This is a genomic window from Leifsonia sp. ZF2019 (assembly GCF_019924635.1).
Lineage (GTDB): Bacteria > Actinomycetota > Actinomycetes > Actinomycetales > Microbacteriaceae > Leifsonia.
The window spans coordinates 1,891,377-1,904,728 of the sequence record NZ_CP065037.1; the positions used below are offsets into that span (position 1 = coordinate 1,891,377).

General features: G+C 70.8%; 9 protein-coding genes. 5 read left to right on the forward strand and 4 right to left on the reverse strand.

All coding sequences use genetic code 11. The features are described from left to right. Positions 1-7 precede the first annotated feature (7 nt). Both IT072_RS09355 and IT072_RS09360 read left to right on the forward strand, forming a co-directional pair. Positions 8-319 (forward strand): hypothetical protein, encoded by a 312-nt coding sequence (locus tag IT072_RS09355; RefSeq protein ID WP_223360685.1) that lies wholly within the window; start codon positions 8-10, stop codon positions 317-319. Positions 320-375: 56 nt separating this feature from the next. After that, positions 376-1,098: an alpha/beta hydrolase gene (locus IT072_RS09360; protein WP_223360937.1), complete on the forward strand. Its 723-nt coding sequence runs from the start codon at positions 376-378 to the stop codon at positions 1,096-1,098. Positions 1,099-1,114: 16 nt separating this feature from the next. Here IT072_RS09360 and IT072_RS09365 read toward each other — a convergent pair whose 3' ends face one another. Beyond that, positions 1,115-2,152 (reverse strand): AI-2E family transporter, encoded by a 1,038-nt coding sequence (locus IT072_RS09365; RefSeq protein WP_223360686.1) that lies wholly within the window; start codon positions 2,150-2,152, stop codon positions 1,115-1,117. Between the two features lie 19 nt (positions 2,153-2,171). Beyond that, a complete protein-coding gene (locus tag IT072_RS09370) occupies positions 2,172-5,006 on the reverse strand; it encodes a hypothetical protein (RefSeq protein WP_223360687.1) in 2,835 nt (944 codons plus the stop codon). Between the two features lie 197 nt (positions 5,007-5,203). Between IT072_RS09370 and IT072_RS09375 the strand changes: the two genes are divergently transcribed. The 3 genes from IT072_RS09375 (at position 5,204) to IT072_RS09385 (ending at position 8,925) form a co-directional block, all read left to right on the forward strand. Next, complete coding sequence (locus IT072_RS09375) at positions 5,204-7,045, forward strand: hypothetical protein (RefSeq protein WP_223360688.1); 1,842 nt, start codon at positions 5,204-5,206, stop codon at positions 7,043-7,045. A 70-nt stretch (positions 7,046-7,115) separates the two neighbouring features. Then, positions 7,116-8,084, forward strand: coding sequence for a tetratricopeptide repeat protein (locus IT072_RS09380; protein WP_223360689.1), 969 nt, complete (start codon positions 7,116-7,118; stop codon positions 8,082-8,084). A 55-nt stretch (positions 8,085-8,139) separates the two neighbouring features. Further along, entirely contained in the window at positions 8,140-8,925 is a 786-nt protein-coding gene (locus IT072_RS09385) for an SDR family oxidoreductase (protein WP_223360690.1), read from the forward strand. Here IT072_RS09385 and glgB read toward each other — a convergent pair. Beyond that, entirely contained in the window at positions 8,909-11,116 is a 2,208-nt protein-coding gene (glgB, locus tag IT072_RS09390; protein ID WP_223360691.1) for a 1,4-alpha-glucan branching protein GlgB, read from the reverse strand. The two genes, IT072_RS09385 and glgB, sit on opposite strands and share 17 nt — an antisense overlap. A gap of 52 nt (positions 11,117-11,168) precedes the next feature. Then, positions 11,169-13,298 carry an alpha-1,4-glucan--maltose-1-phosphate maltosyltransferase gene (locus tag IT072_RS09395; protein WP_442786794.1) on the reverse strand — a complete coding sequence of 710 codons (2,130 nt, stop codon included), beginning with the start codon at positions 13,296-13,298 and terminating at the stop codon, positions 11,169-11,171. Between the last annotated feature and the right edge of the window lie 54 nt (positions 13,299-13,352).

Consider the following 13,352-nt stretch of genomic DNA (forward strand, 5'->3'; position numbering starts at 1 on the left):
TGGTCCAATGCCGCGCAGCAACCGTCCCCGAGGTCGCCACGGCCCGGGGCGTGACCGCTTCGAGGACCAGCAGGACACCGGGCTCGACCGACTGCTCTCCGGCTGGCGGCGCACAGAGACGCGCCGCGGGACGACCTGGAACGTCCAGCCGGTCTCGGCCGCCCAGGCGCAGAAGAGCTACGTGTGCCCGGGATGCGGGCGCGACATCGCCCCGGGAGTCGCGCACCTCGTAGCGTGGCGAGCCGACGGCGTGCTGGGCGACGGCGCCGACCTGGCGGCACGACGGCACTGGCACGAATCCTGTTGGAAGATCGCCTGAGCGCAGTCCCGCAGCGATCTTCGACCACCGAGAAGAGAAGGACCCACGTGAGCACCATCGAGATCCGCGGCGGCGTCGAGCTGCCCGCGCGCCGTGAGGACATCGAGCTGCACACGCGCGACGGCCTCACCCTCGTCGGTGAGCTGGCGAGCCCTCTCGACCGCGAGCCGGTCGCGACGCTCGTGACGCTGCATCCGCTGCCGACCGGCGGCGGTTTCATGGACTCGCACATCCTCCGCAAGGCCGCCGCGCGTCTGCCCGCTCTGGCCGACATCGCCGTGCTGCGATTCAACACGCGCGGCACCGCGTCGCCGCGCGGCCGCAGCGAGGGACGGTTCGGCCACGGGGTCGACGAGCGCTACGATGTGGAGGCCGCGATGGCGTTCGTCGCCGAGCGGGGCCTCCCGCACCCGTGGCTTCTGGGTTGGTCGTTCGGCACGGAGCTGGCGCTGATGTACGGGCGCGAGTGCCCGGTGGATGGCGTCATCCTGCTCTCTCCGCCGCTGCATCGGGCCAAGCCCGAGCACCTCGCGGCATGGGCGGGGGACTCCCGGCCTATCGTCGCCCTCATCCCCGAGCACGACGACTACCTCCAGCCTGCCGAGGCGGTGCGGCGATTCGCGCCGCTGCCCCAGATCGAGCTGGTCGACGTCGCGGGAGGAAAGCATCTGTGGGTGGGCGAGAATCAGACGCGCCGCGTTCTGGACGAGATCGTCGCCCGGATCAACCCGGCCGCGGCCCCACTGCCCACCGAGTGGAGTGACCCCGCCTCGGTGTGATCCGCAGCGGACGCGCCTACAGCTCGTTCTGGCGGGGGATGACGACCTGCTTGATGATCAGCAGCAGGGCGGCCGCGAAGGGGATGGCCACGAGCGCGCCGAGGATGCCGAGCAGTGTGCCGCCGGCGAGCGCGGCGACGACGACGAGCGCCCCGGGCACGGAGACAGCGCGGTTCATGATGCGCGGGCTCAGGACGTACGCCTCGACCTGCATGTACACGATGTAGTAGATCGCGGCGGCGATCGCCGTCGGAGGACCGGACAGGATGCACACCGCGACGATGATGACCGAGCCGGTGATCGTGCCCACGAGCGGGATCAGGGAGAAGAAGAACGCGATGAACGCCAGCAGCACCGGAAACTTCGCGCCGATGATCGTCAGGAAGATCGCGCTCAGCACTCCGTTGACGAGGGCGAGGGAGACCTGGCCCATGACGTACTTGCCCACGGAGTCGGTGATCTGGTCGCCGAGGTCGGCGAAGCGGGATCGCTTCGAGGCCGGAACCAGCTGGTAGGCCGCGCGCTTGATGCTCGGCAGCGACGCCGTGAAGTAGATCGTGAGGATGATCACGATGATCACGCCGAACGCGCCCTGGACGATGCCGGAGGCGGTCTGCAGGATCTTCGACGTGATGTCCGGGAGGTTCTGCTGCAACCACTGTGTGACGGCGTTGATGTTGGTGTCGTTGATCACCGACGGGAACTGGTGCTGCAGACTCTGGAACCAGTCCTCCGCGCCTCCGCTGTTGACCCACGTGATCGTGTTGTTGACGAGCTGCGTCGCCTGCGAGATCGCGACCGGCACGATGGACCAGATCAGGCCGACGAACGCGCCGATGATCACGACCAGCGTGATGACCAGCGCCAGCCAGCGCGGGAAACGACGGCGCTCGAGGAACGAGATGAGGGGCTCGATGCCGAGCGCCAGGAAGAGCGCGGCGCCGATGTAGGTGATGATCGTGGCGAGGCTGACGATCGACGTCAGGATCAGGATGCCGAGGCCGACACCCAGCGTCCCGATGAGCCCGACCCGGAATGCGTTCTGGATCTTCATGTTCCCCCGGCCCTTCCGGTCAGTCTCGGTCTGCCGTGACGCCCTCGGCCTGCTGCAGCATACCGCGGAGGTTCTCGAAGTAGCCGGCCACAGCCTCCCGCTCGATCTTGATCTGCGCCAGGCGCTCCTCGGCGTCGGCCACGAGCCGCGCGGTGCGCTCCTCGGCCTCCTCGAGCTGAGCGGCGGCGCGCTCCTCGGCGTCCCGCACGATCCGGGCGGCCGTCTGCTCGGCCTCGGTGCGAGCCTTCTTGACCGTCTCGCGGGCCTCGGTCTCGAAGGCCTCGCTCTCGGAGCGCGCCTGCGCGGTGCGCTTGGTGGCGTCCTGCAGCTGGGCGTTGGCGTCGTCGAGGTACTTCTGCGTCTGCGCGACGGCCTCCTGGTGCCGGGCCAGGTACTCCTTCTCCGCCTCGTCGCGGCGCGCCTTGAGCTCGACGTCGAGGTCGATGCGGGCCTGCTGCACTTCGTGCGTGCGCGCGTCGAGCTCGGCGAGCGTCGTCGTGCGCAGCGTCGACAGCTCGGTCTCGAGTGCCGTGCGGGCCTCCGCCGCCTCGTGCTCGAACTGCGCGGTGCGCTCGGCGATCTCGGCGGCGAGCGCGGTGCGTGCCTGGGCGATCTCCGCCGCGAGCTCCTGACGCGCCTCGCCGGACTCCTTCTCGAGCGCGACCCGAGCCTGCTGGGTCTCGTCCGCGAGCGCACGACGGACGGTCTCCGCTTCGCTCTCGAGCGAGAGCCGCTGCTGCTCCCGGTCGTTTGCGAGCTCGTTCGCCGTGGATTGACGCTGATCGGCGAGCTCGACCGCAGTGCGGCGTGCGTCTTCCGCGAGGGTCGTGCGCACCCGCTCGGTCTCTTCCGCGAGGCGGGAGCGGGTCTGCTCCGCCTCGGCGGCCAGCGTGGCTGTCGTCTGCTCGACCTCGGCGGCGAGTGCGGCCTTCGTGGTCGCGACCTCGGTCTCCAGCGCCGAGCGGGCCTGCTCGGTGTCGGCCGCGAGCGTCGTCGTGGTCTGCTCGACTTCGGCGGCGAGGGCGGATTTCGTCGTGGTGACTTCTGTCTCGAGGGCGGATCTGGTCTGTTCGACCTCGGCGGCGAGGGCGGACTTCGTCTGTTCGACCTCGGCGGCGAGGGCGGACTTCGTGGTCGCGACCTCCGTCTCGAGGGCGGACTTCGTCTGTTCGACTTCGGCGGCGAGGGCGGCGCGGGTGGTCTCCACCTCGGACGCCAACTGGGCGCGGGTCGAGGTGACCTCGGCCTGCAGAGCAGCCCGGCCGCCGGCCAGCTCGTCGGCCAGCGCCGTGCGTGCCGCGTCGACCTCGGCCGCGAGATCCGCGCGGAGCTGCGTCGCCTCGGCGTCCAGCTCGCGGCGGCGCCGCTCGGTCTCCGCCTCCAGCTCGGCGCGGGAGGTCTCCGCAGCCGTCGCGATCTCGCGCGCCGCCCGCTCGCGGTCGGCGGCGAGGGCGGCGGCCGTGGCCGTGCGATCGGCCTCGAGGGCCGACCGCGTCTCGGTCGACTCCTTATCCAGGGCGGTGCGCGTCTGGAGGGTCTGGTCGGCCAGCTCCCGCGTGGTCCGTTCGACGTCGTCCGCCAGTCGTGCCTTCGTGCTGGTCACCTCGTCGGCCAGAGCGGACTTCGTGCGGGTGACCTCGTCGGCGAGGGCCGCCTTCGTGGTGGCGACTTCGTCGGCCAGAGCGGACTTCGTGCGGGTGACCTCGTCGGCCAGAGCGGACTTCGTGCGGGTGACCTCATCGGCGAGCTCGGTGCGGGTGCGGTCGACCTCCTCGGTGAGCGCGGACCGGGTCGTCGTCACCTCGGCGGCCAGCGCGGCCTTGGTCTGCTCGACCTCCGCCGCCAGCGCGGCCTTGGTCTGCTCGACCTCGATCGCCAGCGCCTTGGTGGTCTGCTCCACCTCGGTCTTCAACGAGAGTCGCGTGGTGGCGTCCTCATCGGCGAGGTCGGCGCGGGTCTGGGCGGCCTCGGCGGCCAGGGCCGCGCGCTCCTGTTCGACCTCGGCGGCGAGGTCGGCGCGGGTCTGGGCGGCCTCCGCCGCGAGCTCGGCCCGCAGGCGTGACTCATCCGCCGCCAGCCGATCGGCGGTCTCCGCCACACGGCGGTCGAGGTCGAGGCGGATCTGCGCGGCCTCCCGCTCGAAGGCGGCACGGTCCTGTGCGAACGCCCCTTCGAGCTCTGCGGTGCGGGCCTCGATCGTGCGCTCGAGCTCTGCGGCCTCCGCACGGGCCGACTCCGCCTCCCGCGAGGCGACGGCCTTCAGCTCGGCGGCCTCGCGGTCGGCTTCGGCGCGCACCGCCGCGGCCTCGCGCTTGCTCGTCGCCCGCAGCTCGGCGGCCTCGGTGGCGACGGCGCCGCGTATACCCGCCGCCTCTCGCATCGCGTCGGTGAGGAGGGTCTCCTTGTCGGCACGAGTCTTGGCGAGGAGCTCACGCGACTCGATCTGCGCGTCCTCCAGCATGGTCGTCGCGCGGGCGGACGCGTCCGCGATCACCCGCTCGGCCTGCTGGGCTGCGGCCTTCTTCACCTTCTCGATCTCACCGGAGACCCCGGCGCGCAGCTTCTCCGCGTCGATGTCGGCCTGCGCGATGAGGCGGGTCGACTGCTCCTCGGCGACGCGGAGGGTGTTCTCCAGCTTCGTCCCGAGGCCCGAGTACGTCGGGCTTCCGACCTCTTCGATCTCGGCGTTCAGCTCGTCGATGCGCAGCTGGAGACGCTTGATCTCCTTGGCCGAGTCGGCCGACTGCGTGTTCGACTTGATGAGCTCGCGCCGCAGCTCCTGCACGGCCTTGTCGACCTCGTCCTTGTCGTACCCGCGGAAGACCTGCGTGAAGTTGGATTCATCGGTGGCCACGTGTGTTACTCCTGAAGTCTGCTGGTCGCGAGCTGCTCGCACGCCGCAACGATCTTACATTTGGCGCCGGGTACCCGCATGGGGGACTGCATCCTCCCGCAGGGAACGGTTAGATGCCTTTCAGGGTGCTGGACTATCGTTGAGTGTCTTGCCCGCCTGTCTGTGCCCGTCCCCCTCCGGCACACGAGGAGATCTGCTTGCGTTTCGTACTCGCCATCGTCGCGTTCGTCGTGGCCGCCGTCATGATCGTCGCCGGCATCGCCCAGCGGACGGTGTTCGCACCCCCCTCGCAGCTCACGGCGACCGCGAACGTTTCGGGGGATGCCCGATACGTGGTGATCGCCGGCTCGGCGCTCAACGCGCACACCGGTCAGCAGACGCTCTCCGTGACCGGTGCCGAAGACCCCGCGGCGCAGGTCGTCGCGATCGGGCGGACGGACGACGTGACGGCGTGGCTGGGCACGGAGAAGTACGTCGCCGTCGGATACGACTCGACCACGGGCTCGCTGACGACACGCATGGTCACCCCGAAGGCGGACTCCGGCTCCACCTCGACCCCGTCGCCCGGCGCGACGGCGGGTGCGACCGAGGGGACGTCGTCGTCCGCGGCGGGTCCGAACCCCACCGGGTCCGACCTCTGGCTCGAGGAGTACGACGGCCAGGACGCCCAGGTCACCCGCATGAACATCCCCGACGGGGTGAGCGTCCTCGTCGCCTCGGACGGCACGAAGCCCGCGCCATCCACGATCACCGTCACCTGGCCGGTCGACTCGAGCACGCCGTGGGCGTTCCCGCTGATCATCGGCGGCCTGGTCCTGCTCGTCATCGGAATCGCCCTCTACCTCTGGGGGCTCTACACCCACCGCAGATCGCGCGGACCGCGCCGGAAGAGCGGACCCAAGATGCCCAAACTCCCCAAGGCCCCCAAATACAAGCCGACCTCCGAGGTCGAGACCACCCCGCGCGGGCGTCGATCCACGCGGCGCGCCCGGGTCATCGCGCCCGCCGTGCTCGTCGGAGCCTTGACCCTGTCCGGCGCCGGCGCCACCTTCGCCGACGAGACGCCCACTCCCACCCCGACCCCGACGCCGACGTCGACGACGACCGCGGTGCCGAAGCCGGCGAATCAGCTGCCGCCGGCGGTCACCGTGCCCCAGCTCGAGCGGATCATCAAGCGCATCTCGGTCTCCGCGGCCAATGCCGATGCGAAGGCCGACCCGAACCTCGCCAAGCAGCGCTTCACCGGCGCCGCCCTGCAGCTGCGTGAGGCCAACTACGCCATCCGGGCGAAGAAGGCGGACCAGCCGGCGCTCCCGGCGATCCCCTCCGACCCGATCGTGCTCTCGCTCCCGCAGGCGACCGATTCCTGGCCTCGCACGGTCGTCGCGGTGATCGAGATGCCCAAGGACGCGGAGGGCAAGGACCAGGCGCCGCAAGCGCTCACCCTGGTGCAGGACTCGCCGCGTGACAACTACATGGTCGAGTACGCGATCTCCCTCGAGCCCAAGGCCAAGGTTCCGAACCTGGCACCGGCGAGCATCGGCGCCGCCGCCGTCCGTCCGGACTCGAAGCTGCTCGCCCTGCCGCCGAACCAGGTCGCCGCCGCTTACGGCGACGTGCTGATGAACGGCGACCAGAGCAAGTACGCGAGCCTGTTCAGCGCGGACGGCGACACCTTGCGCACCGCGGTGGGCGCCGAATGGAAGGCGCAGCAGAAGGCGGCCGTGCCGGCCACCGCCTCGCTGACCTTCACCAGTGCGGTCGGCCCGAACCCGGACGTCGCGATGGCCACCAACGACTCGGGCGCGCTCGTGTGGGTGGACCTGCAGGAGACGCAGCAGCTGAAGGTGGTCGAGGCCGGGGCCGAGGTCAACGCCGGCCCGACCGCCGCCGCGCTCGGCGTCGCGAGCTCCAAGACCGGTGTCGAGACCACCTTCGGCTACCAGCTGGCCTTCTATGTGCCCCCGGCCGGGTCGGACGCGAAGATCACGCTCCTCGGTTTCGCTCAGGGCATGATCGGGGCCAAAGAGATCCAGTGATCGCGCGGCGCCCGCCGCGTAAGGTTGAGAGTTGTGCCGACGCGGACCCGGTCCGCCCTCTGGAGGAGTCATGAGTCAGATCCCGCCCCCGCCCACCAACCTGCGCGGCGCCGTCGATTTGAGTTCGCTCGTCAACCGGCCCGCCACGCCTGCCGCGGGCGGTGCGGGGGCGCCGGCGGACGCGGGTGAGGCGCTCGCGCTGCCGAGCCTGTTCTTCGAGGGCACCGACGCCAACTTCAACGACTTCATCGATCTGTCGATGCGCGTCCCCGTCGTGGTGGACCTGGCCGCCGCGTGGGCGGAACCGTCCGCGCAGCTCAGTCCGGTGCTGGAGCGCGTCGTCGCCCAGCTCGCCGGTCGCGTCGTGCTGGTGAAGGTCGATGTCGGCGCGAACCCGCAACTGGCCCAGGCGTTCCAGGCGCAGTCCGTCCCCGCGGCGGCCGCGCTGGTCGGCGGCCGCCCCGTCCAGCTCTTCGCGGGCGCTCTGCCCGAGGAGCAGATCCGCGACGTCCTCGACCAGCTGCTGCAGCTCGCGGCGCAGAACGGCGTGACCGGAACGGTGGCCGTCGACGGTGAGGCCGGCCCGGCCGCCGAGGGGGAGCAGGCCGAAGCCGCACCCGAGCCGCTGCCGCCGCACCACGCCGAGGCGTACGAGGCGATCGAGCGCGGCGACTACGCCACGGCGATCCAGGAGTACAAGACGGCCATCGCGCAGGATCCGCGCGACGCCATGGCCGTGGCCGGGCTGGCGCAGGTCAGTCTGCTGGCCCGCCTGGCGGGCAAGACGCTCGACGCGATCCGCTCCGCCGCCGCGGCCGACCCGGCGGACCCGTCCGCGCAGCTCGACGTCGCCGACCTCGACCTCTCCGGCGGTCACGTGGAGGACGCGTTCGACCGCCTGCTCACGCTGTTCCCGACGTTGGACGCGGCCGGCAAAGAGACGGTCCGCACCCGGCTGCTCGACTATTTCGAGATCGTCGGTGTGGAGGACCCGCGCGTCGCCAAGGCGCGGGCTAGGCTGACGTCGCTGCTCTACTGACGTCGCGGACGCGGTGAGGCGGCGGACCCCCCGAACCCCTCCCGAAAGGCAGCGTATGCCCCGTGTGCTCGTCGTCGGAGGGACAGGCCTCGCCGGACGCGCCGTGACCGCCGCCGCTGTGGAACGCGGGCACGAGGTGGTCGTGGCTGCGCGACGGGCGCCGGACGACGACGCGCCGGCGTACGTCGACGGCGCGCAGTACGTCACGGCCGATCTCGTCGGCGGGGGCGGCCTCGAGGAGGCGGTCGACGGGGTCGATGTACTGATCGACGCGAGCAACGGCTCAGGCAAGCAGGCGGCGCGCGTCTTCCTGCACGGTTCCCGCAACCTCCTGCACACCGCGGCGCGCTTCGGCGTGGGGCGCGCGGTGCAGCTGTCGATCGCCGGCATCGACGGATCGCGCTACCCGTACTACCGCGCCAAGCTCGCCCAGGAGCAGGTGTATCGCGAGTCGCCCCTGGCGACCCGCATCGTGCGGGCGACCCAATTCCACGACTTCGTGACCGCGGTCTTCGAGCGCGGGCGCCCGTTCGGTGCGCTGCTCGCGCCGACGGGGACGCGGTTCCAGCCCATCGCGGTGGAGGATGTCGCGGACGCTCTGGTGGACGCCGCCGAGCTCACCGCTGCGGCGGACACCGAGCGCACGATCGGCGGTCCGGCGATCGAGTCGGCCCGCTCCCTCGCGGAGCAGTTGAAGGCAGCGCGCGGATCCCGTCGTCCCATCGTCCCGGTGCGCCTGGGCGGCGGCCTGGGCGCGACCTGGCGGGCCGGGCACAACCTCGCGCCCGAACACGCCGTCGACGGCGTCGACTACACCGCGTGGCTCAGCGCCGCGGCCTGAGCCACAAGGCGCCCAGCGGCGGCAGGGTGAGCACCGCTGACGCCGGGCGGCCCATCCACGGCTCGTCCGCCGCGGTCACTCCGCCGAGGTTGCCCACGCCCGAGCCTCCGAACGCGTCGGCGTCGGTGTTGAGCAACTCCTCCCAGTCACCCGCGAAGGGCAGGCCGATCCGGTAGCCGTTGTGCGGGGCGCCGGAGAAGTTGAACACGGCCACCAGGGGCGAGCCGTCCCGGTCCTTCCGGAGGAACGCGATCACATTGCCTGCGGCGTCCGAGCCGTCGATCCACTCGAAGCCGGCCGGCTCGTTGTCGAGGGCCCAGAGCGCGGGCTGCGCCCGGTAGAGCGCGTTGAGCTGAGCGACCAGGTTCCAGAGGCCCTGATGCGCCGGCTGGTCCAGGATCCACCAGTCCAGTCCGCGCTCCTCGCTCCACTCCGACGGCTGGCCGAACTCCTGCCCCATGAAGAGCAGCTGCTTGCCCGGATGCGCCCACATGAACGCGAGGAAGACCCGCACGTTCGCCAGCTGCTGCCAGTGGTCTCCCGGCATCTTGCCGAGCAGCGAGCCCTTGCCGTGCACGACCTCGTCGTGGCTGATCGGCAGGAGGAAGTTCTCGCTCCAGGCGTACACGAACGAGAACGTGAGCTCGCCGTGGTGGTAGGAACGCCACATCGGGTTCTCGTGCATGTACTGCAGCGAGTCGTGCATCCAGCCCATGTTCCACTTGAGCCCGAAGCCGAGGCCTCCCGAAGAGGTCGGCGCGGTGACGCCGGGGTAGCTGGTGGACTCCTCGGCGATCATCACGGTCCCCGGGTTGCGCTTGTACGCCGTGGCGGTGACCTCCTGCAGGAAGCCGATGGCCTCGAGGTTCTCGCGCCCACCGTGGATGTTCGGCTCCCACTCGCCGTCGTTGCGTGAGTAGTCCAGGTAGAGCATGGAGGCGACAGCGTCGACACGGAGCCCGTCGACGTGGAACTCCTCGAGCCAGTAGAGCGCGTTCGCGACGAGGAAGTTGCGCACCTGCGAGTTGCCGTAGTCGAAGATGTAGGTGCCCCAGTCCTTGTGCTCGCCGCGGCGGGGATCGGGGTGCTCGTACACCGCCTCGCCGTCGAAACGCGCGAGCGCCCAGTCGTCCTTCGGGAAGTGGCCGGGCACCCAGTCCATGATCACGCCGATCCCGGCCTGGTGCAGACGGTCGATCAGGAACCGGAGGTCGTCGGGGGAGCCGAAGCGGCTGGTCGGCGCGTAGTAGCCGGTGACCTGGTAGCCCCACGACCCGCCGAAGGGATGCTCGGCGAGCGGCAGGAACTCCACGTGCGTGTAGCCCAGGGCGACCACGTAGTCGATGAGCTGGTCGGCGGCCTCCACATAACCGAGCCCCGGCCGCCAGCTGCCGAAATGCAGCTCGTAGACGCTCATCGGCCCCGCGTGCGGGTCTCGCTCGGCGCGGGAGCGCATCCACTCGCCGTCCTGCCACTCGTGACGGCCGACCGTGACGACGGACGCGGTCGCGGGAGGGGTCTCCGCCGCCTGCGCCATCGGGTCGATCTTGCGCACCCACGCGCCGTCTCGGCCGAGGATGTCGAACTTGTAGAGCTCCCCTTCGCCGAGACCGGGCACGAACAGCTCCCAGACGCCGGCGACGCCCATCGTGCGCATGGCGTGCTGCGTGCCGTCCCAGCCGTTGAAGTCGCCGACGAGACGCACGGCACGGGCATGGGGCGCCCAGACCGTGAACGCCGTCCCGACGACGCCGCCCAGGTCGCGGACGTGCGCGCCGAGCGCCGTCCACAGCTGCTCGTGGCGCCCCTCCCTGATCAGGTGCAGGTCGAGCTCGCCGATGGTGGGCGCGAAGCGATACGGGTCGTCGGCCGTCCACGTGCTGCCGTCCGCGTAGCGTGCCTCGATCTCGTAGGCGCCGGGTCCGACGATGTCGACGCCCTGCCAGATGCCGTGGGCGAGGTGCGCCAGCTCGAGGTGGGCGCCGGTCGGGAGGATGGCGAACACCTCGGTCGCGAGGGGGCGGAGCGTGCGGATGACGGTGACCGGGTCGGCCACGCCCGCTGCGTTCACCTGGTGCTGGCCGAGGACGGCGTGCGGGTCGTGGTAGGCGCCGGTCGCGACGGCGAGCAGCAGGCCGTCGTCGAGAGCGGGCAGGTCGACGGCGGCGGCGCCTTCGGGGATCGGGCTCATGGTGCTCCTTCTGAGGCTGTTCTCGGCGGGCCTGGGCGGATCGGTCCGCGGTTCAGAGCGGCTTGACGACCAGGATGTGCACGGGTTCGGTGAAGGCGTCGAGGCGGACGTAGTTGTCGGCCCCCCAGGTCCAGCGCTGGCCGGTGACGACGTCCTTGACCTCGAACGTCGAGCCGACCGGGAGCCCGAGCGCGGCGACGTCGAGGTGGACGACGGTCTCGCGCACGGAGTGCGGGTCGACGTTGGCGACCACGAGCACCGTGTCCGCCTTGCCGCTGCGGGTGAACGCGCCCGGCAGGTGCTTGGAGTAGACGAGGATCGCGTCGTCCTCGCTGCCGTGCACGTGCAGGTTGCGCAACTGCCGCAGGGCAGGGTGCTCGCTGCGGGTGCGGTTGAGCATCGTCAGGTACGGAGCGAGAGAGCGGCCGAGTGTCTGCGCGCGTGTGTAGTCACGTGGGCGGTACTCGTACTTCTCGTTGTCGATGTACTCCTCGGCGCCCGGGCGTGCGACGTTCTCGAACAGCTCGTAGCCGGAGTAGACGCCCCAGGTCGGCGCGCCCGTCGCGGCGATCGCGGCGCGCACCTTGAACGCCGCCGGCCCGCCGAACTGGAGGTACTCCGTGAGGATGTCGGGGGTGTTGACGAACAGGTTCGGGCGCAGGAAGTCGGCCGTGTCGTGGGCGAGGCCGTCGAGGAACTCCTCGAGCTCCTCTTTCGTGTTGCGCCAGGTGAAGTAGGTGTACGACTGCTGGAACCCGGCCTTGGCGAGCGTGTGCAGCAGAGCGGGGCGGGTGAACGCCTCCGCGAGGAACACGACGTCCGGGTCGGTGGCGTTGACCGTGTGGATCAGCCACTCCCAGAAATGCAGCGGTTTGGTGTGCGGGTTGTCCACGCGGAAGATCCGTACGCCCAGCGACATCCAGTGCCGCACGATGCGCAGCACCTCGGCCCGGAGGCCGTCGTAGTCGTTGTCGAAGTTGATGGGGTAGATGTCCTGGTATTTCTTCGGCGGGTTCTCCGCGTACGCGATCGTGCCGTCCGGCAGCGTCGTGAACCACTCCGGGTGCTCGGTGACCCAGGGGTGGTCGGGGGAGGCCTGCAGGGCGAGGTCGAGCGCGACCTCGAGGCCTGCTTGCTTGGCCTTTCCGAGGAAGTGGGCGAAGTCCTTCTCGGTGCCGAGGTCGGGGTGGATGGCGTCGTGACCGCCCTCCGCGGATCCGATCGCCCACGGGGAGCCGGGATCGTTCGGTCCGGCGTCGAGCGTGTTGTTCGGGCCCTTGCGGAACGTGCGCCCGATCGGGTGGATCGGCGGGAGGTAGACGACGTCGAAGCCCATCGCGGCGATCTCCGGCAGGCGCTTGGCCGCGGTGCGGAACGTGCCCGACTTCCACGAGCCGTCGGCGAGCTTCTTGGCGCCCTCCGACCGCGGGAAGAACTCGTACCAGCTGCCGACGCCGGCGCGGGTCCGCTCGACGAGCACGGCGCGCGTCTCCGAGAGCGACGGCAGGGACACGATCGGGCGCTCGGCGAGGATGCGGACGATGCGTTCGTCGATCGCGGCGGCGAACCGCGCATCCACGGGCTGTGCGGTGTCGGCGACGACCTTGGCGGCCTCGCCGAGGTGGCGGCGCTCGGCCGGGCTGCGGCGTTTGTCCGCGGCCGCGCCGGAGAGCAGGTCGTGGCCCATCCTGAGCATCAGGTCGACGTCGATGGCTGCCGGCACCTTCACCTCGGCGTTGTGCTTCCAGGTGGCGTAGTCGTCGGCGTACGCCTGGATCCGGTACCGCCACAGGCCCTCGGTCTCGAGCTGGACCTCCACCTCCCACCGGTCGGTCCCCGGCGCGATCGGGTGCATGTGGTGCTCGGTCTGCACCCCGGCGGGGTCGAGCAGGAGGAGGTCGACGCCGATCCGGTCGTGCCCCTCGCGGAACGAGGTCGCGCGGAAAGGGACGACCTCGCCGCGGAAGGCGGTCGCCGCCCAGTGGCCCTCGTCCACCTGCGGCGAGAGGCCCAGGATCGGCAGCCGGGTCAGCAGGGGCACGTATTCCTGGACGGGTCCGGCGCCCCCGGTCCCGGCCGCGGGGGTCTCCGCCGCCGGTGACGTCACCTCCTCAGGGAGGTGGTCGACGGTGGCCTCCGGTGCCGCTGCGGCTGCCGGCTTGGTCGCTGCGCTCTTTCCCACAGACCCGACCGTACACTCATTAACCTGCTCGACATGAGGCTCCCCTATTGTGGG

Bases quoted from the DNA above. Each gene is read 5' to 3' on its own strand.
- glgB (WP_223360691.1), bottom strand. From the start codon at position 11,116: ATGAGCCCGATCCCCGAAGGCGCCGCCGCCGTCGACCTGCCCGCTCTC.
- IT072_RS09385 (WP_223360690.1), top strand. From the start codon at position 8,140: ATGCCCCGTGTGCTCGTCGTCGGAGGGACAGGCCTCGCCGGACGCGCC.
- IT072_RS09365 (WP_223360686.1), bottom strand. From the start codon at position 2,152: ATGAAGATCCAGAACGCATTCCGGGTCGGGCTCATCGGGACGCTGGGT.
- IT072_RS09380 (WP_223360689.1), top strand. From the start codon at position 7,116: ATGAGTCAGATCCCGCCCCCGCCCACCAACCTGCGCGGCGCCGTCGAT.
- IT072_RS09355 (WP_223360685.1), top strand. From the start codon at position 8: ATGCCGCGCAGCAACCGTCCCCGAGGTCGCCACGGCCCGGGGCGTGAC.